This window comes from Sphingopyxis sp. LC81, from assembly GCF_000756375.1.
Classification (GTDB): Bacteria; Pseudomonadota; Alphaproteobacteria; order Sphingomonadales; family Sphingomonadaceae; genus Sphingopyxis.
In genome coordinates this window covers 132,121-155,048 of record NZ_JNFD01000021.1, presented here as the reverse complement: position 1 = coordinate 155,048, position 22,928 = coordinate 132,121, and the positions used below count along the sequence as shown (strand labels likewise).

General features: G+C 65.0%; 23 protein-coding genes and 1 tRNA gene. 13 read left to right on the top strand and 11 right to left on the bottom strand.

From position 1 onward, the window contains the following. Nucleotides 1-49 precede the first annotated feature (49 nt). From FG91_RS11145 to FG91_RS11110, 8 genes are all read right to left on the bottom strand, one after another. On the bottom strand, nt 50-1,501 hold the full coding sequence (locus tag FG91_RS11145; protein WP_037515419.1) for a CYTH and CHAD domain-containing protein: 1,452 nt from the start codon (nt 1,499-1,501) through the stop codon (nt 50-52). 231 nt (nt 1,502-1,732) lie between these two features. Further along, nucleotides 1,733-1,809, bottom strand: a tRNA-Arg gene (locus FG91_RS11140). A 44-nt stretch (nt 1,810-1,853) separates the two neighbouring features. After that, nucleotides 1,854-2,381, bottom strand: coding sequence for a DUF1254 domain-containing protein (locus FG91_RS11135; RefSeq protein ID WP_037514977.1), 528 nt, complete (start codon nt 2,379-2,381; stop codon nt 1,854-1,856). A gap of 1 nt (nt 2,382) precedes the next feature. Continuing rightward, nucleotides 2,383-2,958 (bottom strand): DUF1214 domain-containing protein, encoded by a 576-nt coding sequence (locus FG91_RS11130; RefSeq protein WP_052187510.1) that lies wholly within the window; start codon nt 2,956-2,958, stop codon nt 2,383-2,385. Between the two features lie 14 nt (nt 2,959-2,972). Then, nucleotides 2,973-5,636: a pyruvate, phosphate dikinase gene (gene ppdK, locus FG91_RS11125; RefSeq protein ID WP_037514976.1), complete on the bottom strand. Its 2,664-nt coding sequence runs from the start codon at nt 5,634-5,636 to the stop codon at nt 2,973-2,975. 86 nt (nt 5,637-5,722) lie between these two features. After that, nucleotides 5,723-6,184 (bottom strand): hypothetical protein, encoded by a 462-nt coding sequence (locus FG91_RS11120; RefSeq protein WP_037514975.1) that lies wholly within the window; start codon nt 6,182-6,184, stop codon nt 5,723-5,725. Between the two features lie 27 nt (nt 6,185-6,211). Then, on the bottom strand, nt 6,212-8,272 hold the full coding sequence (gene glyS / locus FG91_RS11115; RefSeq protein WP_037514973.1) for a glycine--tRNA ligase subunit beta: 2,061 nt from the start codon (nt 8,270-8,272) through the stop codon (nt 6,212-6,214). After that, on the bottom strand, nt 8,269-9,150 hold the full coding sequence (locus FG91_RS11110; protein ID WP_052187550.1) for a glycine--tRNA ligase subunit alpha: 882 nt from the start codon (nt 9,148-9,150) through the stop codon (nt 8,269-8,271). The genes glyS and FG91_RS11110 overlap by 4 nt, the downstream gene beginning before the upstream one ends. A 277-nt stretch (nt 9,151-9,427) precedes the next feature. Here FG91_RS11110 and FG91_RS11105 point away from each other — a divergent pair, with 277 nt between their 5' ends. The 9 genes from FG91_RS11105 (at nt 9,428) to FG91_RS11065 (ending at nt 16,345) form a co-directional block, all read left to right on the top strand. Continuing rightward, a complete protein-coding gene (locus FG91_RS11105; protein WP_037514972.1) occupies nt 9,428-9,757 on the top strand; it encodes a UrcA family protein in 330 nt (109 codons plus the stop codon). 236 nt (nt 9,758-9,993) lie between these two features. After that, a complete protein-coding gene (locus tag FG91_RS11100; RefSeq protein WP_037514970.1) occupies nt 9,994-10,206 on the top strand; it encodes a helix-turn-helix transcriptional regulator in 213 nt (70 codons plus the stop codon). Then, the gene (locus FG91_RS11095) at nt 10,199-10,633 is read left to right on the top strand and encodes a hypothetical protein (RefSeq protein ID WP_152568083.1); all 435 of its coding nucleotides are present in this window, start codon (nt 10,199-10,201) and stop codon (nt 10,631-10,633) included. Before FG91_RS11100 ends, FG91_RS11095 begins: the two co-directional genes overlap by 8 nt. Before the next feature lie 65 nt (nt 10,634-10,698). Next, complete coding sequence (locus tag FG91_RS11090; RefSeq protein WP_037514969.1) at nt 10,699-11,622, top strand: TraB/GumN family protein; 924 nt, start codon at nt 10,699-10,701, stop codon at nt 11,620-11,622. Nucleotides 11,623-11,735: 113 nt separating this feature from the next. After that, on the top strand, nt 11,736-12,518 hold the full coding sequence (locus FG91_RS11085) for a TraB/GumN family protein (protein WP_235212013.1): 783 nt from the start codon (nt 11,736-11,738) through the stop codon (nt 12,516-12,518). 110 nt (nt 12,519-12,628) lie between these two features. Then, nucleotides 12,629-13,267: a 50S ribosomal protein L25/general stress protein Ctc gene (locus tag FG91_RS11080; RefSeq protein WP_037514966.1), complete on the top strand. Its 639-nt coding sequence runs from the start codon at nt 12,629-12,631 to the stop codon at nt 13,265-13,267. 69 nt (nt 13,268-13,336) lie between these two features. Continuing rightward, nucleotides 13,337-13,906, top strand: a complete 570-nt coding sequence (gene pth, locus FG91_RS11075) for an aminoacyl-tRNA hydrolase (RefSeq protein ID WP_037514965.1) — start codon at nt 13,337-13,339, stop codon at nt 13,904-13,906. Nucleotides 13,907-13,923: 17 nt separating this feature from the next. Then, complete coding sequence (locus FG91_RS11070; RefSeq protein ID WP_052187548.1) at nt 13,924-14,313, top strand: GNAT family acetyltransferase; 390 nt, start codon at nt 13,924-13,926, stop codon at nt 14,311-14,313. A gap of 163 nt (nt 14,314-14,476) precedes the next feature. Then, nucleotides 14,477-16,345 carry a PhoX family protein gene (locus FG91_RS11065; protein ID WP_037514963.1) on the top strand — a complete coding sequence of 623 codons (1,869 nt, stop codon included), beginning with the start codon at nt 14,477-14,479 and terminating at the stop codon, nt 16,343-16,345. Between the two features lie 48 nt (nt 16,346-16,393). On the opposite strand, the gene FG91_RS11060 is transcribed toward FG91_RS11065, so the two are convergent. After that, entirely contained in the window at nt 16,394-17,044 is a 651-nt protein-coding gene (locus FG91_RS11060; protein WP_037514961.1) for a CAP domain-containing protein, read from the bottom strand. Nucleotides 17,045-17,174: 130 nt separating this feature from the next. On the opposite strand from FG91_RS11060, the gene ychF reads away from it, so the two are divergent. Continuing rightward, entirely contained in the window at nt 17,175-18,272 is a 1,098-nt protein-coding gene (gene ychF / locus FG91_RS11055; protein WP_037514959.1) for a redox-regulated ATPase YchF, read from the top strand. Nucleotides 18,273-18,304: 32 nt separating this feature from the next. On the opposite strand, the gene FG91_RS11050 is transcribed toward ychF, so the two are convergent. Then, nucleotides 18,305-18,706, bottom strand: coding sequence for a MerR family transcriptional regulator (locus FG91_RS11050; RefSeq protein ID WP_037514956.1), 402 nt, complete (start codon nt 18,704-18,706; stop codon nt 18,305-18,307). A 41-nt stretch (nt 18,707-18,747) separates the two neighbouring features. Between FG91_RS11050 and FG91_RS11045 the strand changes: the two genes are divergently transcribed. The 3 genes from FG91_RS11045 (at nt 18,748) to FG91_RS11035 (ending at nt 22,371) form a co-directional block, all read left to right on the top strand. Further along, nucleotides 18,748-19,485 carry a glutaredoxin family protein gene (locus FG91_RS11045; RefSeq protein ID WP_037514954.1) on the top strand — a complete coding sequence of 246 codons (738 nt, stop codon included), beginning with the start codon at nt 18,748-18,750 and terminating at the stop codon, nt 19,483-19,485. A gap of 78 nt (nt 19,486-19,563) precedes the next feature. Further along, nucleotides 19,564-21,132 (top strand): alkaline phosphatase D family protein, encoded by a 1,569-nt coding sequence (locus FG91_RS11040; protein WP_037514952.1) that lies wholly within the window; start codon nt 19,564-19,566, stop codon nt 21,130-21,132. A gap of 42 nt (nt 21,133-21,174) precedes the next feature. Further along, nucleotides 21,175-22,371 (top strand): nucleotide pyrophosphatase/phosphodiesterase family protein, encoded by a 1,197-nt coding sequence (locus FG91_RS11035; protein ID WP_037514951.1) that lies wholly within the window; start codon nt 21,175-21,177, stop codon nt 22,369-22,371. Here the strand turns inward: FG91_RS11035 and FG91_RS11030 are convergent, their stop codons facing one another. Further along, on the bottom strand, nt 22,372-22,917 hold the full coding sequence (locus FG91_RS11030; protein ID WP_052187508.1) for a hypothetical protein: 546 nt from the start codon (nt 22,915-22,917) through the stop codon (nt 22,372-22,374). Nucleotides 22,918-22,928 lie beyond the last annotated feature (11 nt).

Genomic DNA, 22,928 nt, shown 5'->3' with positions numbered 1-22,928 from the left:
TCGCGCTCGCAGCCAGGGGCGTTCGATCGCCCCGTCCGATACCGCGTGCTTACCAGAACCGCTTGGTATCGACGAAATCCTCATGCGCATCGGCAGCCGTTTCGATGAGCCGCCCCTTCTTGCCATGCGCCATCAATTCGGACGCGCCGGGGCTTTCCGCGATGCCAAGCCTTGCCAGCAGCTCGGGTGCGGCCGCAAGATCATTGAGCGCGCCAAGCTGGTCCTGCAGCGCTTCGAGTGCCTTGGCGAAGCGCTTGTGCCGGCGTTTTTCGCCCTTGCGCTCGAACAGGCCGGTAAAGAACTCCGCTGCGTAACGTAGCTTCTTCGCGCTCTTGCGCACCTCGTGCCGCGCATCGTCATCGAGACTGGCCAGATTGCGCCCCTTGCGCTTCACCTTTCGCCGATAGCGGTCGAGCGCCCGGGCGGCGAAATCCCGCGCCGGTCGATTGCCTTCGCGTTCGCCGTCCGCCGTCCCCGACCAATCCGACGCCGCAATCCACGCCGTCACCTCGAGCATGAGCCGGCGCGCCCGCGCGGAGGAGAGAATTTCGCACACATCGTCATAAGTGGCCTCGCGCATCGTCGCGATCCGGTCGTGCAGCGGTCCGCCCTCGGCACGTTTCACGAGCACGTCGAGATCGCGCACCTTGCCCAGTTCCGACGCCAGCCAGCGCAATTCCGTGCGCAAATCGATACCCGCATCCCCGATCATCGGCTTGAAGATCGAGAAGGCCGATCGAAGGCGGCGCAGCGCGACGCGCGCCTGATGCAGGGCTTCGACGTTCCGATTCGCGAGCAAAAGCGCCTCGTTGAGCCGGAACTGCCGGATGCAGGATTGCATGATCAGCCCAAGCGCCTGTGCCGCGGTCGTGTCACCGACGAGTATCACCGCCTCGGCCGTGACCCGCGCCGGGGCAGCCCCGGTGAGCCGATAGCCGCGCTCCGATTTGCTGAGGACGCCAAGGCGTATCGGCACGACCGCGTCGATCCGCCGCGCGAAAGCAAACAGCGCGGCAGGATCGCCGGACTTCAGCTCGAGCTCGATCTCACACACCGGCGACCGGCGCTCGCCGACCACGACGTTGCCGCGGTCAAGCACCAGCTCGATCGTTGCGCCGCCTTCGTCGATGGTCCAGCTCTGGCGGTCGATCTCCACCTCGAAAGCCGGCGCGATGGCATCGACCTTGTCGCCCAACAGCGCGGGAAGCGGCGTCGTATAGTCGAGGATCGGCGTGTTATTCTCCGCCGCGCGCTCCCACTCGGATCGGATGAAAAGGCCGGCAGCGCTGGCGCCGTCCGCCTTGATCGTCTGGACACGCTTCTTGCCCGAACGGCGGATGCGAAGCGAAAAGCCCGCGTTGGCGACATCATGGTCGGGCGTATCGAAATAGGTCGATATCTGCCGCATCTTCTTGGGCACGCTCGCCAACAAACCCGACGCCTCGAATTTTCCGGCGTCTTCGCTCGCAATTTCGAGTTTCAGCTCGACCTCGTCCGCCATCTGCATAGTCTCCGGAAAGATCGGTTCGCTCGTCACTTTCGCGTGCGCATCGGACGCCGCATATCGGACCTATCCTGGAAATTTGACGATCCGGCGATAAGCGGGCTCTTTATCGCAATATGCGGCCAGCTGAAAGCTCGGGCACGGCCGCTCGCCTGAGGCCCGTTTCGTCGTGCGTGAATATGGGGAAACCCGCTCTTCCGACAGTGCCGGACCATGGCAGGAGGGGAATGGCGCACCCGGAACGATTCGAACGTCCGACCCTCAGATTCGTAGTCTGATGCTCTATCCAGCTGAGCTACGGGTGCGTGGAGAGGCGCCTTTAAGACCCGTCGCGCGGGGGCGCAACCCCCTATTTCAGCTTTGTGACCGTTCCGCACGACGATTGGCGGCGGATCGCGTCGAGCCCGCCGATTTCCGCGGGCTCTTTCAGCAAAAGACGGATCAATGCGATCCCATGATCATGGTTCGTGCGGACGACCTCGGTACCCTTTGGCACCGCCTGCCCGGCGCGTGCGACGATGATTCGAAACGGCTTGCCGCCCGCCTCGACATCGTTGCGCACGAAAATCACGTCGGTCGCGGCGTCGAAGACGCTGAGCGAGCTGTAGCGGCCCGGCACCGGGCTGACGTCGATCGCAATCGGCCCGTCCGAAAGATCATAGGGGCAGCTCGAATAAGCGAGGTCGGGACTCGGCCGGACGACCGGCTGGCGCTCCGGCGTCGCGAGGTTGCCATAGGACATGGTGTTGACGCCGCCCTGCCCCAGCCGTTCGATCGCGACATTCATCAGGCCATAGGGAATCGACCAGATCGCCGCATAGGCGGTGGCGGCCGCGACAATCAGGCCGAAGGCGAGCGGGCCGAGCCAGTTGCGCATCTCAGCAGCCCTCCTTCACGATTTGCGGGAGCACGGCTTTCGCGGGATTGGCGCGGAACGCCTTGCCCGGGTTGTACATACGCAGGGTCAGGTGAAAGGGCTGGCCCTTGGTTCCGGGCAACCAAGCCCCTTCCGCGGGCCTTGTCGGGGCGATTGTGACGCGCCATTCGCCCTTGGCATCGAGCGCGACATTGGCGCCGTTCACCGACCAGCTGTTCGCAGGGTTCGCGACCAGATAGCCCGCCTCGTCATAGATGGTGACGCTCCACCAGCGCGCGTCGAGCGGCGTCCCGGACAGGCTGTAACGGCAATTGCCATCGAGCGGCCCGCCCGCGGCGTCGGTCTTCGCTGACCAATAGACGGTTTCCTTTGCGGGAAGCGCAAGCAGGCCCGCGCGCGCCACCGCCGCGCGGGTCACCGGATCGGTCGCCTTCGTTCCAAAGCCGAGCGAGGTCGTCCACGGGCCATTGACGATCGCGCCGCCACTGAGCCCGCCGCCGGTTATCGCCCACGCCGCGCCGAGCCCCACCGCTAAGCCGCCCACCAAAGTGATTGCGTAGCGATGCCAGCCCTTCATGCGCGTTCCCCCGTTTATTTGCCCTTTTTCAGCGCAGCCTGAGCGGCCGCGAGCCGGGCGATGGGGACACGGTAAGGCGAGGCGCTGACATAGTCGAGGCCCGTCTTTTCGCAGAAATGAATGCTCGGCGCGTCGCCGCCATGCTCGCCGCAAATACCGAGCTTGACGTTGGAACGCGTCTTACGTCCGCGGTCGGCGGCGATCTCGATCAGCTGGCCGACGCCCTCGACATCAAGGCTGACGAACGGGTCGGTCAGGAAGATGCCCTTGTCGACATATTGCGTCAGGAAGCGGCCCGCGTCGTCGCGGCTGATGCCGATCGTCGTCTGCGTGAGGTCGTTGGTGCCGAAGCTGAAGAATTCGGCGCTCTCGGCGATCTCGCCCGCCATTAGCGCGGCGCGCGGCAGTTCGATCATCGTGCCGACCAGATAGGCGATCTCGCGGCCCTTTTCGGCGAACACCGCCTTCGCCTGTGCATCGACGACGGCCTTCATCAGGTCAAACTCGCGGCGCGTTGCGACGAGCGGGATCATCACCTCGGGAATCGGCGCCGCGCCGGTTTCGGCGGCGACGTCGCACGCCGCCTCGAAAATCGCACGCGCCTGCATTTCGTAGATTTCGGGATAGGTGACGCCGAGGCGGCAGCCACGATGGCCGAGCATCGGGTTGAACTCGTGCAGTTCGTTCGCGCGCGCCTTCAGCGCTTCGATGCCCACGCCCGCGGCGGCGGCGACATCGGCGAAATCCTCCTCGCGCGTCGGCAGGAATTCATGCAGCGGCGGATCGAGCAAGCGAATGGTGACCGGCAGCCCCGCCATCACGCCGAAGATCGCGGCAAAATCGCCGCGCTGTTCGGGGAGCAGCTTGGCGAGCGCGGCGCGGCGACCGGCTTCGCTGTCGGCGAGGATCATTTCGCGCACCGCGGTGATGCGCGCGGCGTCGAAGAACATATGTTCGGTGCGACAGAGCCCGATGCCCTCGGCGCCGAAATCGCGCGCGACCTGGGCGTCCTGCGGGGTTTCGGCGTTCGCGCGCACCTTCATGCGGCGCACCTTGTCGGCCCAGACCATCAGCGTGCCGAAATCGCCGACCAGTTCGGGGAGCAGGGTCTTGACCTCGCCCGCCATCACTTCGCCCGTCGAACCGTCGAGGGTCAGGATATCGCCTTCGCGCAGTTCGCGCCCGCCGACGCGCAGCACACGCGCCGCGCCGTCGATCGACAGCCCGCCCGCGCCCGAGACGCACGGACGCCCCATGCCGCGTGCGACGACCGCCGCGTGTGACGTCATGCCGCCGCGCGCGGTCAGGATGCCCTTCGCCGCGTGCATGCCGTGGATGTCCTCAGGAGAGGTTTCAACGCGAACGAGGATCACGGCCTCGCCCATTTCGGCTGCCTTTTCAGCGCCATCGGCGGTGAACATGATCTTGCCCGACGCCGCGCCGGGGCTTGCGGGAAGCCCCTTCGTCAGCACGTCGCGCGGCGCGTCGGGATCGAGCGTCGGGTGCAGCAGCTGGTCGAGCGCGCCCGGATCGACGCGGCCGACGGCTTCCTCTTCGGTGATCAGCCCTTCGGCCGCCATGTCGACCGCGATCTTGAGCGCCGCTTTGGCGGTGCGCTTGCCCGAACGCGTCTGGAGCATCCACAAAGTCCCGCGTTCGACGGTGAACTCGATGTCTTGCATGTCGCGATAATGCGTTTCGAGCGTGTCGAAGACCCGGCCGAGCTCGATGAAAGTCTCGGGCATCGCCTCTTCCATCGACGCCGGCTTGGCGCCCGCCTTTTCGCGCGCGACCTTCGTCAGATACTGCGGCGTGCGGATGCCCGCGACGACATCTTCGCCTTGGGCATTGATCAGCCATTCGCCGTACCAGGCGCGCTCGCCCGTCGCGGGGTCGCGCGTGAATGCCACGCCCGTAGCCGAGGTGTCGCCCATATTGCCGAACACCATCGCCTGGATATTGACCGCGGTGCCCCATTCGGCGGGGATCGAGTTCAGGCGGCGATAGACTTTCGCGCGGTCGCTTTCCCAGCTTGCGAACACGGCGCCGACCGCGCCCCAAAGCTGGTCGTTCGGTTCTTGCGGGAACGGCGCACCGGTCTCGCGCTCGACGATCGCCTGATATTCCTTGACCAGCGCCTGCCAGTCTTCAGCCGACATCTCGGTGTCGAGATAGAAACCCTTGTCTTCCTTGGCGATTTCAAGCGCTTCCTCGAACTCGGCATGATCGAGGCCCATGACGACGTCGGCGTACATCTGGACGAAGCGGCGATAGCTGTCCCACGCGAAGCGCGGGTCGCCCGACGCGTCGGACAGGCCGACGACGGTCTTGTCGTTGAGCCCGAGGTTGAGGACCGTGTCCATCATCCCCGGCATCGACACGCGCGCGCCCGAGCGGACTGAGACGAGCAGCGGATCGGCCGCGTCACCGAATGTCTTGCCAGTGATGCCTTCGATATGCGCGATGCCCGCGGCGACCTCTTCGATCAGGCCCGCGGGGAATTGTTCGCCATTCGCATAGTAAGCGGTGCAGACGTCGGTGGTGACCGTAAAGCCCGGGGGCACCGGCAGGCCGATCGAGGCCATTTCGGCAAGGTTCGACCCCTTGCCGCCCAGCAATTCCTTCGAGCGCTCGGCCGTCGTGGCCGCGCCGCCGAACAAATGCACCATATTCGTCATCATATGCTCCTGCTGCCCCTGGGAGGAGGTGGGCGGGGAATAGGGTCGAACCGCAACCGGGTCGACTCAGTTTTGCTTTAGCGGTGTCAGGCTGGCCTGCCTCCATGACGGGCCTGCCAATGGTCGAAAATTGCCTGCCCCGCGCCGCCGCCGAAGGTCAAAATCGGCACGTCGCGCCGAAAGGCGAGCGACCAGGCTTTGATCCACAGCGTCTTGCGCGGCTCGATCGCCGCGATCTGGTCCCAGCCGATGTGCAGCGGCGGGTGAAAGAGGCGAAAGAAGAGCGGCGGGCGAAGATAGATGCCGCGCTGGTCGAGCCAGATGTTCATCGCATTCTTGTAGCTGACGCCGCCCGGAAAGCGGCCGATGACCATCGTCGCCCACGAAAAGCGCCGCGCATCGGCGGGGATCGGGCGATCCCACGCAAAGGCGGGCAGATATTTCGACCACCCCACGAACGACAGGACGCGCGTAACGAGCAGCCACATCGCGACAAAGAACAGCGGAAAGCCGACCGCAAAAATCCAGACGAGATGCGTTTCGTTCATGGCACCCCTTCCCGCGCGCAGCCGCGCCTATCCCTCGATCTTCGAGAAATCGGCGACGCCGTGCACCGCGCCGGTGAAACGCGACAGCAGGCCAAGGCGATAAGCGCGGACCGCCTCGTCGGGGTCGTTGACCATCACGCCGTCGAAGAAAGCATCGATCGGGGCGCGGAGGCTGGCGAGCGCCGCCATCGCGCCGGTGAAACGTTCCTCGGCGACCGCGGCGGCGGCTGCGGGCTCGGCGGTGTCGAGCGCGGCGAGCAGTGCGGCGTCGGCATCGGTCGGCGGCGTCGCGGCAGCGGTACCGCTCACCTCGCCCGCCTGCTTCAGGATATTCGCCGCGCGCTTGTAGCCCGCGAGCAGGTTAGTGCCGTCCTCGGTCGCCATGAACGCCTGCAACGCCTTCACGCGCGCGAGCAGACGAACAAGATCGTCTTCCCCGCCGAGTGCGAACACGGCGTCGATCAGGTCGTGACGAACGCCGGCTTCGCGTTGCTGGACTTTGAGGCGGTCAGCGAAGAAATCGAGCAACTCGACCGAAACAGCTGCCCCGTCGAGGTTTTCCAGATTCTGCCGGATAGCGTCATTTGCTACTGCAATCTCGTGGCTCTTCTGAACCAATCGCTTCAGATTGAGGCGCGTGCCGTTGACGAGTACGGTCTGGATCGTCTGCAGCGCGGCACGGCGCAGCGCGAACGGATCCCGTGAGCCGGTCGGCTTGATGTTGCGCGCGAAGAAGAGTGTCAGCGTGTCGATACGGTCGGCAAGCGCGACGCAGGCGGGAATGCAACCCTCGACGGCGGCGACATATTGCTGCTGCAGGGCCGAAACCGTTCCCGGCTTTTCGCCGCCCTGTTCAGCATAATAGCTGCCCATGACACCCTGGAGCTCCGGGAACTCTCCGACCATTCCGGTCGCCAAATCGGCTTTGGCAAGCAAGCCGGCACGGCGCGCTGTATCCGGGTCACGCTCGGGGAAATATTGCTCTGCAATCCATCCCGCGAGTGTGGAGATGCGATCAGCCTTTTCGCGCAGCGACCCCATACCCTCGTAGAGAAGCATAGATTCAAGCTTCGGAAGATAGGATTCAAGCGGGTGGGCGAGATCCTGCTCCCAAAAGAAGCGTGCATCTGAAAGGCGCGCCGCAAGCACCTTCTCGTTGCCCGCCACGACTTCCTTGCCGCCGTCGACCGCGTCGATGTTCGCGGTGCAGACGAAACCGTTGGCGAGCTTCCCGTCCTTGCCGTTCACGACGAAATATTTCTGGTTCACGCGCGCCGTCAGCTGGATGACCTCGGGCGGTACTTCGAGGAAGGCGGTGTCGAAGCGGCCGAGCAGCGGCACCGGCCATTCGGTGAGGCCGGCATTCTCGATCACCAGCCCCTCGTCCTCGACGAGCGTCAGCCCGGCGTCGGCGGCGGCCTTCGCGGCGCCGTCGCGAATGATCGCCTGCCGCTCCTCATGGTCGATGATGACGTGGCAGGCGCGCAGCTTCTCGGCATAGTCGGACGCCGAGCCGATCGTGATCTCGCCCGGACAGTGGAAGCGGTGGCCGCGCGTCGCGAAACCGGCGGAAATCCCGCTAACTTCACACGCAACAAGGTCTTCGCCGAAGATCGCGACGATGCCCGAGAGCGGACGGACCCAGCGCAGGCTTTCGCTGCTCGCGCTTTCCTTGCCCCAGCGCATCGACTTGGGCCAGGAGAAGGCGCGGATGATCGCGGGGATCGCCTCGGCGAGCACGTCGGCGGTCGCGCGGCCCGGCTTGTCGATGACGGCGAAATAGACGCCGTCGCGGTCTTCGAGCTGGTCCTGCGTCAGGCCGGTCTTGCGCAGGAAGCCTTCGAGCGCCTGTGGCGGCGCGCTGCTGCGCGGGCCCTTGAGTTCTTCGCTGACCGCGGCGGTCGCTTCGGGCAAGCCCTTGGCGATCAGCGCGAGGCGGCGCGGGGTCGACCAGATGGTGAGGTCGCCCGTTTCAAGGCCCGCGGCGCTCAGCTGCGCCCGGAACAGCTTTTCCAGTTCGGCGCGCGCGCCGGCCTGCATCCGCGCCGGGATTTCCTCGCTGCGCAGTTCGAGAAGAAAGTCGGTCACAGCATCCACCCCGGATATTTAGCGGTCCAGCGTTCGGACTGGCTGTCGATCCACGCTTTGCAGCTGCCCTTTGCGAGGTCGCGGACCCGCGCCATATAATTGGCGCGTTCCTGCACGCTGATCACGCCGCGCGCCTGGAGCAGGTTGAACAGGTGGCTCGCCTCGATCGCCTGGTCATAGGCCGCGAGCGGGACGCCGGCCTCGATCGCGCGATTGCATTCGGCCTCAGCCGCCTTGAAGCCCGCGAACAAGGTGTCGGTGTCGGCAACCTCGAAATTCCATTTCGAGAACTGCTTTTCATTCTCGAGGAACACATCGCCATAGCTCACCGCCGCGACATCGCCGACCGCGTCGGAAAAGCGCAGGTCGTACACATTGTCGACATTCTGGATATACATGGCGAGGCGTTCGAGCCCGTAAGTGAGCTCGCCGGCGACGGGCTTGCAGTCGAAGCCGCCCATTTGCTGGAAATAGGTGAACTGGGTGACTTCCATCCCGTCGCACCAGACTTCCCAGCCCAGACCCCATGCGCCGAGCGTCGGCGATTCCCAGTCATCCTCGACGAAGCGGATGTCGTGGAGCAGCGGATCGATACCGATCGCGGCGAGGCTGCCCAGATATTGTTCCTGCAGGTCGGCGGGCGACGGCTTCAGGATCACCTGATACTGGTAATAATGCTGCAGCCGGTTCGGGTTCTCGCCATAGCGGCCGTCGGTTGGGCGGCGGCTCGGCTGGACATAGGCGACGTTCCACGGCTCGGGGCCGAGGCTGCGCAGCGTCGTCGAGGGGTGGAAGGTCCCTGCCCCGACGCGCATGTCATACGGCTGCAGAATCGCGCAACCGCGCGCCGCCCAATAGGCGTGCAGCGTCAGGATCATGTCCTGAAAGCTGAGTGGTGTCTTGTCCGCCCCGTCGGCCACGGCCGCAATTCCTTCGCAGGTGCAAAAAATCGCCGCCGCATTGGCCCAGCGGCGGCGCATGGTCAAGGCTCCCCGCCGCGCGCTCGTCGACGAAAAGACGCGTCTTAGTCAGGTCTCCAGAACTTTTTGTAAGGTGTTATTGACATAGTCAGCGAATCGCGACATATAGTCATGCATACCTGACATAAAGACAGGTTGAGTTGACCAGAACCAGTCGATCCAAGGAGATATAGACATGATGACCCGCACCCTGATCCTCGCCCTCTCGCTCACCGCCGCCGCGGCGCCCGCCCTGGCCGCCGAGACCGGAAACCGCGCTGTCGAAGTCCGCATCGACGATCTGAACCTGACCCGCACCGCCGATCGCGAGCGCCTCGACACCCGGCTGAAGAGCGCCGCGCGCAGCCTCTGCTACACCGGCCTTCGCGGCGCTGCGGAAAATGCGCGCCAGTCGGCATGCCTTTCGGATGTCCTTGCCCGCGCCGAGCCCCAGACCAAGCAGGCGATCGCCCGCGCACAGAACGGCACCCAGCTCGCGCTGCTGATGATCGGCGCCGCGCGATAAGCGACGGGAATGACGGTTTCGCTCGCGCCGTGCCTCCCCGGTGACGGCCGGCGACTTGGACTGGAGCGCCCTCCAAAGGGCGGCGCTCCAGTCTCTTGCTTGACCAAGGACGATCCGACCCTGTCGCCCCCGATCCCCGCCATCCCGAAGGACCGGACAAAATTTCCCTTCCCCGACATTTTGATGCGCTATGGGAAGGCCGTGATCCTTCGGATGGAAATGCTGGCGAGGCGCCGATGAACAACAAGTTGAAAGTGCTGCGCGCGATGCGGAACTGGAGCCAGGCGGAACTCGCCGACCGGCTCGATGTCTCGCGGCAGGCGGTGAATGCGATCGAAACGGGGAAGTACGACCCGTCGCTGCCGCTCGCCTTCAAGCTCGCACGGCTGTTCGAAATGCCGATCGAAGAGATTTTCGACGACGGCCACGAAGGAAACGACGATGACTGAGACCCGAAACATGAAACGCCCGATGTCGCCGCGCCGTAAGCGCTATACGACCGGCATCATCCTCGCATTGCTGGTCGGCGCGGTGATCGGCGCCGTCATGCAGCTTGGCGAACCGAGCAACGGGACGGCGGGTCTCGTATTGCTCGGCGATACCCCGTTGACGCCGGGATTTGCGACTGGGGCCGCGATCCTTTGGACGGTCGGCCTCGCAGTGTGCCTCGTCATCTACCACCGTTCGGTCGATGACCATGAAGAACATGCCTATCTGTGGGCTGGCCTTGCCGCCTGGTACACATTCACCCTGTCGGCCCCGACCTGGTGGGTATTGCACCGCGCCAGCCTCGCGCCGGCCCCGGACGTCATGTTGTTGTTTGTCGGGGCTCTCGCGGTCAATGTCGTCGTCTGGTTGTGGCTTAAATACCGCTGAATATTTTTCCCTCCCCTTCCCTGTTCGATCCGGCCATAAGCGCCCGTAACGAAAGTGATTTCCCAATGAAAACCTGGTTCAAGAAGCTTTCCACCGCTTGCGCGATCGTCGCTTTCTCCTCGTCCGCGATGCTCCCTGCCGCGCATGCCGCCGAGCAGGCGGCGGCGCCCGCAACGACCGATGCCGATCCCGCGCTATGGGTCGTCAAGGACAAGGACACGACGATCTATCTCTTCGGCACCGTCCATGTGCTGAAGCCCGGCCTCGGCTGGTTCGACGAGGCGGTGAAGACGGCGTTCGACAAATCGGACGAGTTGATGCTCGAAATGGTCATGCCCGAAGACCAGGCCGAAATGTTGAAGGTGATGATGCCGCTGGCAATCGACCAGAGCGGCAAGACGCTCTCGTCGCGCCTCGATGCGCCGCAGCTCGAGGCGTATCAAGCAGCGCTCGCGAGCCTTGGCATAGCGCCCGCGCAGTTCGATATGTTCGAACCCTGGTTTCCCGCGATGACCCTGTCGGTGCTGCCGCTCACCAAACTCGGCTATGACCCCGAACAGGGCGTCGAAAAGCTGTTGACGGCCTCGGCCAAAAAGACCGGCAAACCCGTCGCGGGTCTTGAAACGCCGACAGAACAGCTGGGCTTTTTCGATACGCTGCCCGAAACCCAGCAGATCGCCTTCCTGAATTCGGTGGTCAAGGATCTCGACAAGCTTGGGCCGCAACTCGACAAGATGGTCGGGCAGTGGGCAAAGGGTGATCCCGACGCGCTGGCCGTGACGATGAACGAAAGTCTGGCCGCGACCCCCGAACTCGCCGCGACGCTGTTGTGGGATCGCAACGCCCGCTGGGCCGATCAGCTGAAGGCACGGATGGATCAGCCGGGCACCGTGTTCGTCGCGGTCGGAGCGGGGCATCTCGCGGGCGCGAAGAGCCTCCAGGATTATCTGAAGGCCCGCGGCCTCGTCGCCAAGCGGGTCAAATATTGAGGGGAGCAATCCGCCCTTCGCATCATCGGGGTCGCCGCCTTGCGGCGGCCCTTTTGCCGTGCCTGCTCATGGGCTGTGGCACCACCGAGCCCGCGTCACAAGCCCGGCCTGCAATGTGGCTGGTCGCCGATGACGACACGCGGATCTACTTGCTCGGTACGATGCATGCCCTGCCGCGTGGAACCGATTGGGACGATGGCGAGGTTGCGAACGCGATCCGATCCGCCGACGGACTGATACTGGAATTGCCTCCCGCCGAGCTCGCTGTCGCGGGGGATGTGTTCCAAAGGCTCGCGCCGCGAGACACCCCGCTCGCAATGGAGGCACGGCTCTCGGGCAAGGCGCTGATCGGCTATCGCGCGCTCGAAGCGAGCGGCCGCAGCTTCAGTGGCGACGGGTTCGACGATTGGGCGGTGGTCGTGATGATGGGACGGCGCGTTGCGGAAAATGCCGCGCTATCGTCGTCCGACGGCGTCGAAACTATCCTGTCGGATAGGTTCAAAGCGGCGGACAAACCGATCGGCGGCCTCGAAACCGCGGAGGAACAGCTGATGTTCTTCGAAACGCTCGATGCCGCGACCCAGCGCGCGCTATTGACCCGCGCCGCCGAAGAATCGGGCGAGGCGGTGAAGGATGTCGCCGCGCTCACCGCCGCGTGGGGCCGCGGCGATGTGACGGCGCTTGAAAAGGTGGTCAACGAGGATGTCGATGCCGTTCCCGCGGCGCGCAAGGCGATCATCACCGACCGCAACCGGCGCTGGAGCACGTGGGTGCAGAAGCGGCTGGAACAGCCCGGCACGGTGCTGATGGCGGTTGGCGCGGGGCATCTGGTCGGCTCCGACGGTGTGCCCGCGATGCTCGAGGCGGACGGCTTGAAGGTGACGCGGGTGCAATAAGCGCCGTCGCGCTTGCATTTCCGCCGCTTCCCCGCTAAGCGCCCCGGCTTCCGTCATGGTCATCCCTGGAGGCGTGGCGGAACTGTGTAACTGTTTCTCGGAGAAATGATATGAGCGATCAGCTGACGCTGACGGCCGAGACGCGCGAACGCGGAGGCAAGGGAGCCTCGCGTGACCTGCGTCGTAATGGCCGCGTCCCCGCCGTTGTCTATGGCGGCAAAGAAGAACCCCTGATGATCCACGTCGAAGAAAAGTTGCTGATGAAGCAGCTGATGACGGGTCACTTCATGAACTCGGTCGTGATGGTCGAAGTGGGTGGCAAGACCATCCGCACCCTGCCGAAGGACGTCGCTTTCCATCCGGTCAAGGATCGCCCGATCCACGTCGATTTCCTGCGGATTGCCAAGGGCGCCACGGTCCAGGTCGCGGTGCCGGTCGTGTTCGCGAACGAAGAAGCCTCGCCGGGCCTGAAGCGCGGCGGCGTGCTGAACATCGTTCGTCACGAACTGGAACTCGTCTGCGACGCGGACAAGATCCCCGACGAGATTTCGATCGATGTCGCCGGCTTTGACGTGGGCGATTCGATCCACATCAGCAATGTAACGCTGCCCAAGGGCGTCGAAAGCGCGATCACCGATCGCGACTTCACCATCGCCACCATCGTTGCCCCGTCGGCGCTCAAGTCGAGCGACGGCGACACGACGAAGGACGAAGGCGAAGCCGCTGCCGAAGGCGGCGAAGAAGCCTAATCCCGTTCGGCCGGCCCCCTTCCCCAGCGGAGGGGGCCGCCGACGACAGACCCTGAGAAAGGCAGTCTCATGCAGCTCTGGGTCGGCCTCGGAAATCCCGGGCCCCAATATGCGATGCACCGTCACAATGTCGGCTTCATGGCGGCCGATGTCATCGCCGATTTTTACGGCTTTCCGGCGCCCGCAAAGAAATTCCAGGGCTGGGTTCAGGAAGGCCGCATCGGATCGCAGCGCATTCTGCTGCTCAAACCCGGCACCTTTATGAACGAAAGCGGCCGCAGCGTGCGCGCCGCGCTCGATTTCTATAAATTGACCCCGCAGGACGTCACCGCTTTCTACGACGAACTCGACCTCGCGCCGATGAAGGTGAAAGTGAAACAGGGCGGCGGCGCGGCGGGCCATAACGGCATCCGCTCGATGATCCAGCATATCGGCGAGGATTTTCGCCGCGTGCGCATCGGCATCGGCCATCCGGGACACAAGGACCGCGTCACCGGCCATGTCCTCGGCAATTACCACAAAAGCGAGATGGAACCGCTGATCGACCTGCTCGGCGCGATCGCCGCCGAAGCGAAATGGCTCGCCGATGGCGACGACGTGCGGTTCCAGAGCGATCTCGCGCTGCGCCTGCAGGGGTGACCATCACGCGCGACGCAATGGCCGCCGATCGCGATGCCGTCGTCGCGATCTGGGACGCGTGTGGCCTGACGCGCCCCTGGAACGATCCCGACGCCGATTTCCTGCGCGCGCTCGGCCATGAAGCGTCGACGGTCATTGTGGCCGAACGAGGCGCGCGGATCGTCGCCACCGCCATGACCGGCTTCGACGGACACCGCGGATGGATTTATTATCTGGGCGTCGCACCGGACCATCAGGGACAGGGCCTTGCGCGGCGATTGCTCGACGCCGCGTGCGAATGGCTCCGGCTTCGCGGCTGCCCCAAGGTCGAGTTGATGCTTCGCGATGGCAACCCTGTCGCGGGCCTTTACGAGCATCTCGGCTGGGAACAGCAGGACGTCCGTGTTTTCGCCCGGTGGCTGACCTGATCCAGCTGGCCTGATCCGACGGCTCCTCATGTCACTGAAGTGTCATAGGAATCATACGCTCCCGACATGGTGAAGCCATCTAGCTGACACCTCCCTCTGCAATCGGTGCGCCACCTCATCCGGACGATCCAGTCCGGGGCTCAACCGAAAACAGGGGGACTGCATGTCACATCTTACCGACGACGCCCGCGCGCCTTATCGCGGCGAAACCGATATTCTTCCGGGGCCTGACAGCCTGGAAGCGATCGTTGCCAAAAATCCCTCGCGCCGGACCTTGCTCCGCAACGGCCTGTTCGGCCTGTCGATCCTGCCGGCGCTCGCCGCATGCGACGACACCAGCGGCGATCCGTCCGTGACGCTGCCGACGCCCACCCCGACGCCGACCCCCACGCCGACGCCTCCGCCGGTCAGCTATGCCGTCAGTTTCGCCGCGGTCGCCGCGAACCAGGACGACAAGGTCACCGTGCCCGCGGGCTACACCGTCGACGTGCTGCTGAAGGCCGGTGATTCGGTCGAAGCCGGCACCGCCTATTCGGGCAGCTTCCCCACCCCCGCGGTCGCCGAGAAATGGGCGGGCGGCAATCACGACGGCATGGAATATTTCGCCTTTCCGGGCGTCGATGCCAACAACCGCGGTATCCTCGCGGTGAACTTCGAATATCCCGACTTCAACATCCTGATGGCGGGCAACTACAACGCCGCAACCGCAACCGCCGACCAGAAGGCGCTCGCGCTTTCGGCGGTCGAGATCGGCGTTGTCGAAATCGCCAAGGGCAGCGACGGCAAATGGGCCGTGCAGGCCGGATCGACCTATAACCGCCGCTACACCGGCAACAGCAGCTATCGCGCCGGCGGCCCCGCCGCGGGCCTGTTGTCGGGCACGATCAAGGGCATGCTCAACAATTGCGCCAGCGGCCGCACGCCGTGGGACACCTATCTCACCTGCGAAGAGACGACCGACAATTATCTCGACCCGACGCAGCCCGCGCGCGATTATGGTTGGGTTGTCGAGATCGACCCGCTGCGCGAGCTGGCGCAGCCGACGAAGCGCACCGCGATGGGCCGCTTCAGCCACGAGAATGTTGCTTATATGGCAAACGCCGATCGCCGCGTTGCCTTTTACATGGGCGATGATTCGACGCCGGGCTGCATCTATAAATTCGTTCCCGACCGCGCGTACAGCACGACAAACCGGGCGGCGAACACCGACCTGCTCGACTATGGCACGCTCTATGTCGCGCGTTTCAACGGCAATGGCACGGGCGAATGGCGCGCGCTCGTCGTCGGCCAGAACGGCCTCACCGCGGGTGCGTCCGACCCGGGCAACACCACCCAGAGCACGACCCCGCCGGCGCCGACCATCGTCAATTTCAACAATCAGGCCGATGTGCTGATTAATACGCCCTCGGCGGCGCGTGTGGCAGGCGGCACCGTGATGGATCGCCCCGAATGGCTGACCGTCGCGCCCGACAACAAGGCGATCTATTGCACGCTGACCAACAACAGCGGCCGCCGCGTCGTCGACCCCGCCAACCCGCGCGTCACCAACCTCCACGGGCACATCATCAAGTTCCGCGAAGAAGGCGATTCGCCGCTGGCCACCAAGTTCAGCTGGGAAATCTTCCTGACCGCGGGCGATCCGTCGCTCTCGGCGGGCGGCAGCAACCTGGTCGGCAACATCAACGGCGACACCTTCTCCAGCCCCGACGGGCTGCGCATCGACCCGCAGGGCCGCATGTGGGTGCAGACCGACCATAGCGTCCCCGGCAATTCGGGGGTCGCTGGACGGACGATCGACCAGGCGTTCGGTCATAATGCGATGTTCTATGTCGATCAGGTGACGAAGCAGTCGAAGCGCTTCCTCGTCGGCCCGCTTGGCTGCGAGATCACGGGGCTGGCCTATACGCCCGACCTCAAGACCTTCTTCGTCAACATCCAGCACCCGACGGGCAATTGGCCGGTCGCGGGGCAGCAGCCGCGCTCGTCAACCGTCGTCGTCCGCCGCACCGACAGCCAGCCGGTCGGCGCCTGATCGCGCGCCGTCCGCTCCCTCCCTTCGCCGGGCGGGAGCGGATGGCCGTCAGGGTGTACGCTTGGGCGGGGGCGGCGGCGAGCCGTCGCGCGTCTGCGACATCAAGGTCACGCACATCGTCCGGTGCACCGGATGCCGGCCGCACGCGATGCCGGCATAGCGGTGCGTCGCGCGCAGCAGGCTGTGGCGATGCCCGCGGTCGGGCACGCCGTCGTCGATCAGCAACTGGTCGACGACGCCTTCGGGCGTGTGATGCCCATAGGTGATGACTTCGTTGACATAAGGCCCGCCGCCGCGCGCCTTCATCCGTTCGCCGGGGCCGCTGCCCCGCGTATAATGACCGACCGCCCCCGAGCGCGACTGGACCGCGACATGATCCGCCGCCGCACGCGCCAGCGGCTCGCTCCATTCGAGTTCGGGCAGCGGCCTTTCGCGGCGAAGGTCGCGGATCGCCTCATCGACCGCGGCGACGCCCTCGCGCGTCATGATGTCGATCTCGCTGTCGTCGTTGCTGACCAGCAGCTTGCCTTCGAAGCGCGGGCGATAGTCGCGCAGATAGTCGGCATAGGCCGCGGGATCGCTGCGGAAGCGGTTGAGTTCGGTGAAGACGCCTTCCTCGAAACGGCTCGGTGCCGCGATTGCGGCGGTCGCGCCCAAAGTCAGAAGGATGGCGGCGGCGAGGAGGCGGGGTTTCGTCATGGCTGGTGCGATAAAGGCGCAAGTCTGAACCGGACGCAACGGCAAAGACTGGCGCCCGAGGCAATCTGGCGCTAGGGGCGCTGCAACACAGGCCCCTCATTCACGGCAGGCCGAACCTCACGGAGTTTTTATGGGTTTCAAATGCGGGATCGTCGGCCTGCCCAACGTCGGCAAGTCCACCCTGTTCAACGCGCTGACCGAAACCGCGGCGGCGCAGGCAGCGAACTATCCTTTCTGCACGATCGAGCCGAATATCGGCAACGTCGCGGTGCCCGATGCACGGCTCGAAAAGCTGGCGGCGATCGCGAGCAGCAAGAAGATCATCGCGACGCAGCTCGCCTTCGTCGACATCGCCGGCCTCGTGCGCGGCGCGTCGAAGGGCGAAGGGCTGGGCAATCAGTTCCTCGGCAACATCCGCGAGGTCGACGCGATCGTCCATGTCCTGCGCTGTTTCGAGGATGACGACATCCAGCATGTCGAGAACAAGGTCGATCCCGTCGCCGACGCCGAGACGGTCGAAACCGAACTGCTGCTCTCCGACCTCGAAAGCCTCGAAAAGCGCGTTCCCGCTTTCGCCAAGAAAGCCGCGCAGGGCGACAAGGAAGCGAAGATCGCCGCATCGGTGCTCGGCCAGGCGCTCGAGCTGCTGCGCGAAGGCAAGCCCGCAAGGCTGACCGAACCCAAGGACGACGAGGAAGCCCGCGTCCTGCGCACCGCGCAGCTCCTGACCTCGAAGCCCGTCCTTTACGTCTGCAACGTCGACGAAGGCAGCGCCGCCAACGGCAACGCCTTTTCCGAAAAGGTCTTCGCCAAGGCCGCCGCCGAGGGCGCGCAGGCCGTCGTCGTCTCCGCCGCGATCGAAAGCGAGCTGGTGACGATGGACATGGCCGACCGGCTCGAGTTCCTCGAAGAAATGGGCCTGCACGAAACCGGCCTCGCGCGCGTCATCCGCGCCGGCTACGAATTGCTCCACCTCATCACCTTCTTCACCGTCGGCCCGCAGGAAGCGCGCGCGTGGACCGTCCACACGGGCGCGACCGCGCCCGAAGCCGCGGGCGAAATCCACAGCGATTTCCAGAAGGGCTTCATCCGCGCCGAAACGATCGCCTATGACGATTATGTCGCGCTGGGCGGCGAAGCGAAGGCGCGCGAAGCGGGCAAGCTGCGCGCCGAAGGCAAGGCCTATGTCGTGCACGACGGCGACGTGATGCACTTCCTGCACAGCTGATCCGATCTCCCCTCCCGCAAGCGGGAGGGGGACTATGGTTCGAACGCCGCCAAAATCGGGCACGGCCCCTTGTCGCTCGCCGCGCATTGCTCGGCAAGGCGGGCCAGCGCGGCGCGGGCTTCGGCCATCTGCGCGATCTTTTCATCGAGCACCGCGATCCGCTGGTGTGCCAAGCTGCGCACCCGTGCGCGGTCGTCGCTCGCTTCCAGCGCCAGCAATTCGCCGATTTCATCGAGCGTGAAGCCAGCCGCCTGCGCCGAGCGGATGAATTTCAGCCGCCTGACGTCATCGCCGTCATAGCGGCGCACGCCCGCCCCCCAGCCGTCGCCGCCGCTGCGTGCTGGAACGGACAGCAAATTCCGGCGTTGATAGTAGCGAACGGTTTCGACACCGACGCCGCCCGCGGCGGCCAATTTGCCAATCGTCAAATTCATCGCTTGACCCCGTACCATGGTACGGATGTTATTGGAGCCCCATGACAAAACAAGCAACCCTCCATCGCATGGTCATGCCGGGACACACCTGCCCCTATGGCCTCAAATCGAAACATCTGCTCGAAAGCCGCGGTTTCACCGTCGACGACCGCTGGCTGACGACGCGCGAGGAAACCGACGCGTTCAAGGCCGAGCATGGCGTGAAGACGACGCCGCAGACCTTCATCGACGGGGTTCGGATTGGCGGCCATGACGACCTGCGCCGCCATTTCGGGCTGAAGGTCGCCGATCCCGACGCGACGAGCTACACGCCCGTGATCGCACTCTTTGCCATGACAGCGCTGATGGCGCTCGCGGCAAGCTTCGCGGTCGAAGGCAGCGCCTTCACGCTGCGTGCCGCCGAATGGTTCATCTCGTTCAGCATGATCGTCCTCGCGCTGCTCAAGCTGCAGGATGTCGACAAGTTCGCGACCATGTTCCTCAATTACGACCTGCTCGCGAAGCGCTGGGTGCCTTATGCGAGCATCTATCCCTTTGCCGAAGGGCTCGCCGGCGTTCTGATGACCGCACACGCGCTCCCCTGGCTTTCGATCCCGGTTGCGCTGTTCATCGGCGGCATCGGCGCAACGTCGGTGTTCAAGGCGGTCTATATCGACAAGCGCGATATCAAATGCGCCTGCGTCGGCGGCAGCAGCAAGGTTCCGCTGGGCTTCGTCTCGCTCACCGAAAATCTGATGATGATCGCAATGGCGCTGTGGATGGCGCGGATGTGGTTCTGATCGCCTCCCGCATCGGTCATTGATGAAACATATGGCTGGGCTATCAGGGGCGGTGATTCGTCCCCGGGGAGCCCAGCCATGTTCAACCGCCGTCATTTCCTTGCCGGGGCCACCCTCGCCGGCCTTGCCGCCCCGGCGATCCTGCGCGCCGAGGGCGGCATCTTCCGCGAGTTTCCGTTCAGCCTGGGCGTCGCGGCGGGCGATCCGGCGAGCGACGGTTTCGTCATCTGGACGCGCCTCGCCCCCGAACCGATGGAACGCCATGGCGGGATGCCGCTGGCGAATTTTCCGGTCGACTGGGAGGTCGCGAGCGACGGCGGCTTTCGCGACGTCGTTGCCAAGGGCACCGAACTCGCGCGCCCCGAACTCGCGCACAGCGTCCATGTCGAGGTCGCGGGCCTCCAGCCCGACCGGCCTTACTATTACCGCTTCACCGCGGGCGGCGAGCGCAGCCTGCGCGGCCGCGCGCGCACCCTGCCCGCGCCGGGCGCGAAGGCCGATGCGCTGAAGTTCGGGGTCGCCGGGTGCCAGCATTTCGAGGCGGGCTTTTTCGGCGCCTATCGCCACCTTGCCCGCGAGGACCTCGCCTTCGTCTATCATTATGGCGACTTCATCTATGAATATAGTGAGGAATATCTGTTCAACACCGGGCTGCCGACGCGGCCGGTGCGCAAGCACGCACACCGGGCGCTTGTCGACGTCAATGATTTCCGGAGCGCCTATGCGCAGCAGCTTGGCGACATCGACCTCCAGGCGGCGCGATCGGTCCACGCCTTCCTGTCGAGTTTCGACGATCACGAGATCCGCAACGACTGGGTGTCGGACGTCGACAACTGGAAGCTGGGCCTCGACGTCAACGATCCCGAAGCCGCGTCGCCCGAGGTCTTCATGCTGAAGAAACAGGCGGCGATGCAGGCGTGGTACGAGCATATGCCGGTGCGCAAGGCGCTGCTCCCGCGCGGCGGGATGGTCGCGATGAACCGCGAGTTTCGCTGGGGCGACCTGATGGCGATGCAATTGCTCGACACGCGCCAGTATCGCGATGACCAGCCGTGCGACGACGGGTTCAAGCCCACCTGCCCCGATGTGTTCGCTAAGGACAAGCAGGTGCTCGGCAAGGCGCAGGAGGAATGGCTCGGCCGCAATCTGGCGAAAGGCGGCGCGACGTGGAACGCCTTTGCGCAGCAGATCACGATGATGTCGCTCGACCGGCGGCGGAAGGCCGATGAGCCGAAGAAGATCGTCAATCTCGACAGCTGGGCGGGCTATGAAGCGCCGCGCGAGCGCATCCTGTCGCGCATGGCGGGGCTGAAGAACAATGTCGTGCTCACCGGCGACGAGCATCAGAATTTCTGCGGCGATCTGGTGCTCAAGGACAAGCTGGTCGGCGCCGAGTTCGTTGCGACCTCGATCTCGTCAGGCGGCGATGGCAGCGACAAGCGCAATGGCACCGACGTCTTCCTGAGCCAAAATCCCGAGCTCAAATTCGCCAACGACCAGCGCGGTTACATCGTGTGCGACGTCAATCGCGAGGCGTGGCAGACGCATTTCATGGTCGTCGACAAGGTCACGACGCCGGTAAACACGCTGTCGAAGCGCGCGACGGGCGTCGTGGAGCGCGATGTCGCCGGGGTCAAGATGGCGTGACGTGTCGCCGGACGGTCACATAAGGCCCATAGCGGACCCGGCATGAACCGTTTCATTTCGCTGATCCTCGCCCTTCTGCTTCCCCTCGCCGCGCACGCGCAGGAGAGCGGTGAGCGCCCGCCGGTGACGATCCTGATCTCGATCGACGGCTTTCGCGCCGATTATCTGGACCGCGGCATCACCCCGAACCTGTCGCGGCTCGCGGCCGAGGGCGCGCACGGCAAGCTGCGCCCCTCCTTCCCGACCAAGACCTTCCCCAATCATTATGCGATCGTAACCGGCAAGCGCCCCGACAACCACGGCATCGTCGGCAACAATATGATCGACCCGCGGCGGCCCGACGTCCGGTTCAGCCTCGGCGATCCGAAACAGTCGCTCGATCCCTTCTGGTGGGACGAAGCCGAGCCCGCGTGGGTGACGGCGGGCAAGGCCGGCGTGCGCAGCGCAACAATGTTCTGGCCGGGCAGCGAGGTCGCGATCCATGCGAGCCGCCCGCCCGACTGGATGCGTTATGACGCGCATGTCGGCTATGCGCAGCGCGTCAACACCCTGCTCGACTGGATGCGCCGTCCCGCCGATATCCGCCCCGCCTTCGTCACCCTCTACTTCGAGGCTGTCGACGATGCGGGACATAAATTCGGTCCCGACAGCGCGGAGGTCAACGCCGCCATCACCGAAGTCGATGCGCGCGTCGGCGAACTCGTCGCGGGCCTCGCCGCGATGGGTCAGCCCGCGCGGATGATCGTGGTGGCCGACCACGGCATGCGCGCGATCGACGAAAGCCGCGTGGTCCAGCTCGCCGACCTGATCGGCCTTCCCAGCATCATCGCGGTCGAGACCGGCCCCTATGCCGCGATCGAGCCCGCCGCCGGCACCGACGACCGCGTGTACAAGGCGTTGCTGAAACCGCACGACCATATGGCCTGCAACCGCCGCGAGGAACTGCCGAAGCGGCTGCATTACGGCCGGAACCCGCGTGTCGCGGCGATCATCTGCATCGCCGAGCCCGGCTGGTCGATCATCGCGGGCACGCCGACCTGGCCCGTCAAGGGCGGCGCGCACGGCTATGACAATCAGGACCCCGAGATGCTCGCGCTGTTCGTCGCGAGCGGCACGGGTCTGAAAGGCGACGTCGGGGTGATCGACAATATCGAGGTCTATCCGCTGCTGATGCGGCTCATTGGCGTTGCGCCTCTGCCAAGCGACGCGACGGGCGAACTCGCCAAGCGCCTGCCCTGATCAGTCGCGCAGCACCGCCATCGCGTGGATCGACGCCGTCGGCGCGTTGACGATCTGGAGCAGGTAGCGCCCCGGCGTCACGTCGAATTCGACCATCTTGCGAATGCCCGAACAGGCGGGTCCGTGGCCGTGGGTGACCGACTTCACTTGCGCGCCGCCCTGCACCAGGTCGATCCACGCCCCGGTGTCGAGCGCGACGACGAGCCGCCCCGGCTTCTTCACGTCGATCGGTATCATGCCGCCGAACTTATGCACGTCGGGCTTGCGCTCGGGCGCGCGCCCATAGCGCAGGCTTTCGAAGCGATGCAGCGGCAGTTCCGTCCGCGCCGCGCCGAGCGGCGACCAATCAGCCGCGAGATCGGCGCCATAGGCGTAGATCGTCTTGCTCGATGCTGCCCGCGCCCAATCGGCAAGTTCGGGCGGTAATATCGGGGCGGCGGGGCACGCTACGCGCGCGGACGCTTGCGGAGCCGCTTGGGCCGCGCTTCCGCTACCGAGCGCGCAAAGCAGGGCGGCGAAACCGATACGGATTTTGCTGTTGCTCATGACCGCTTCCT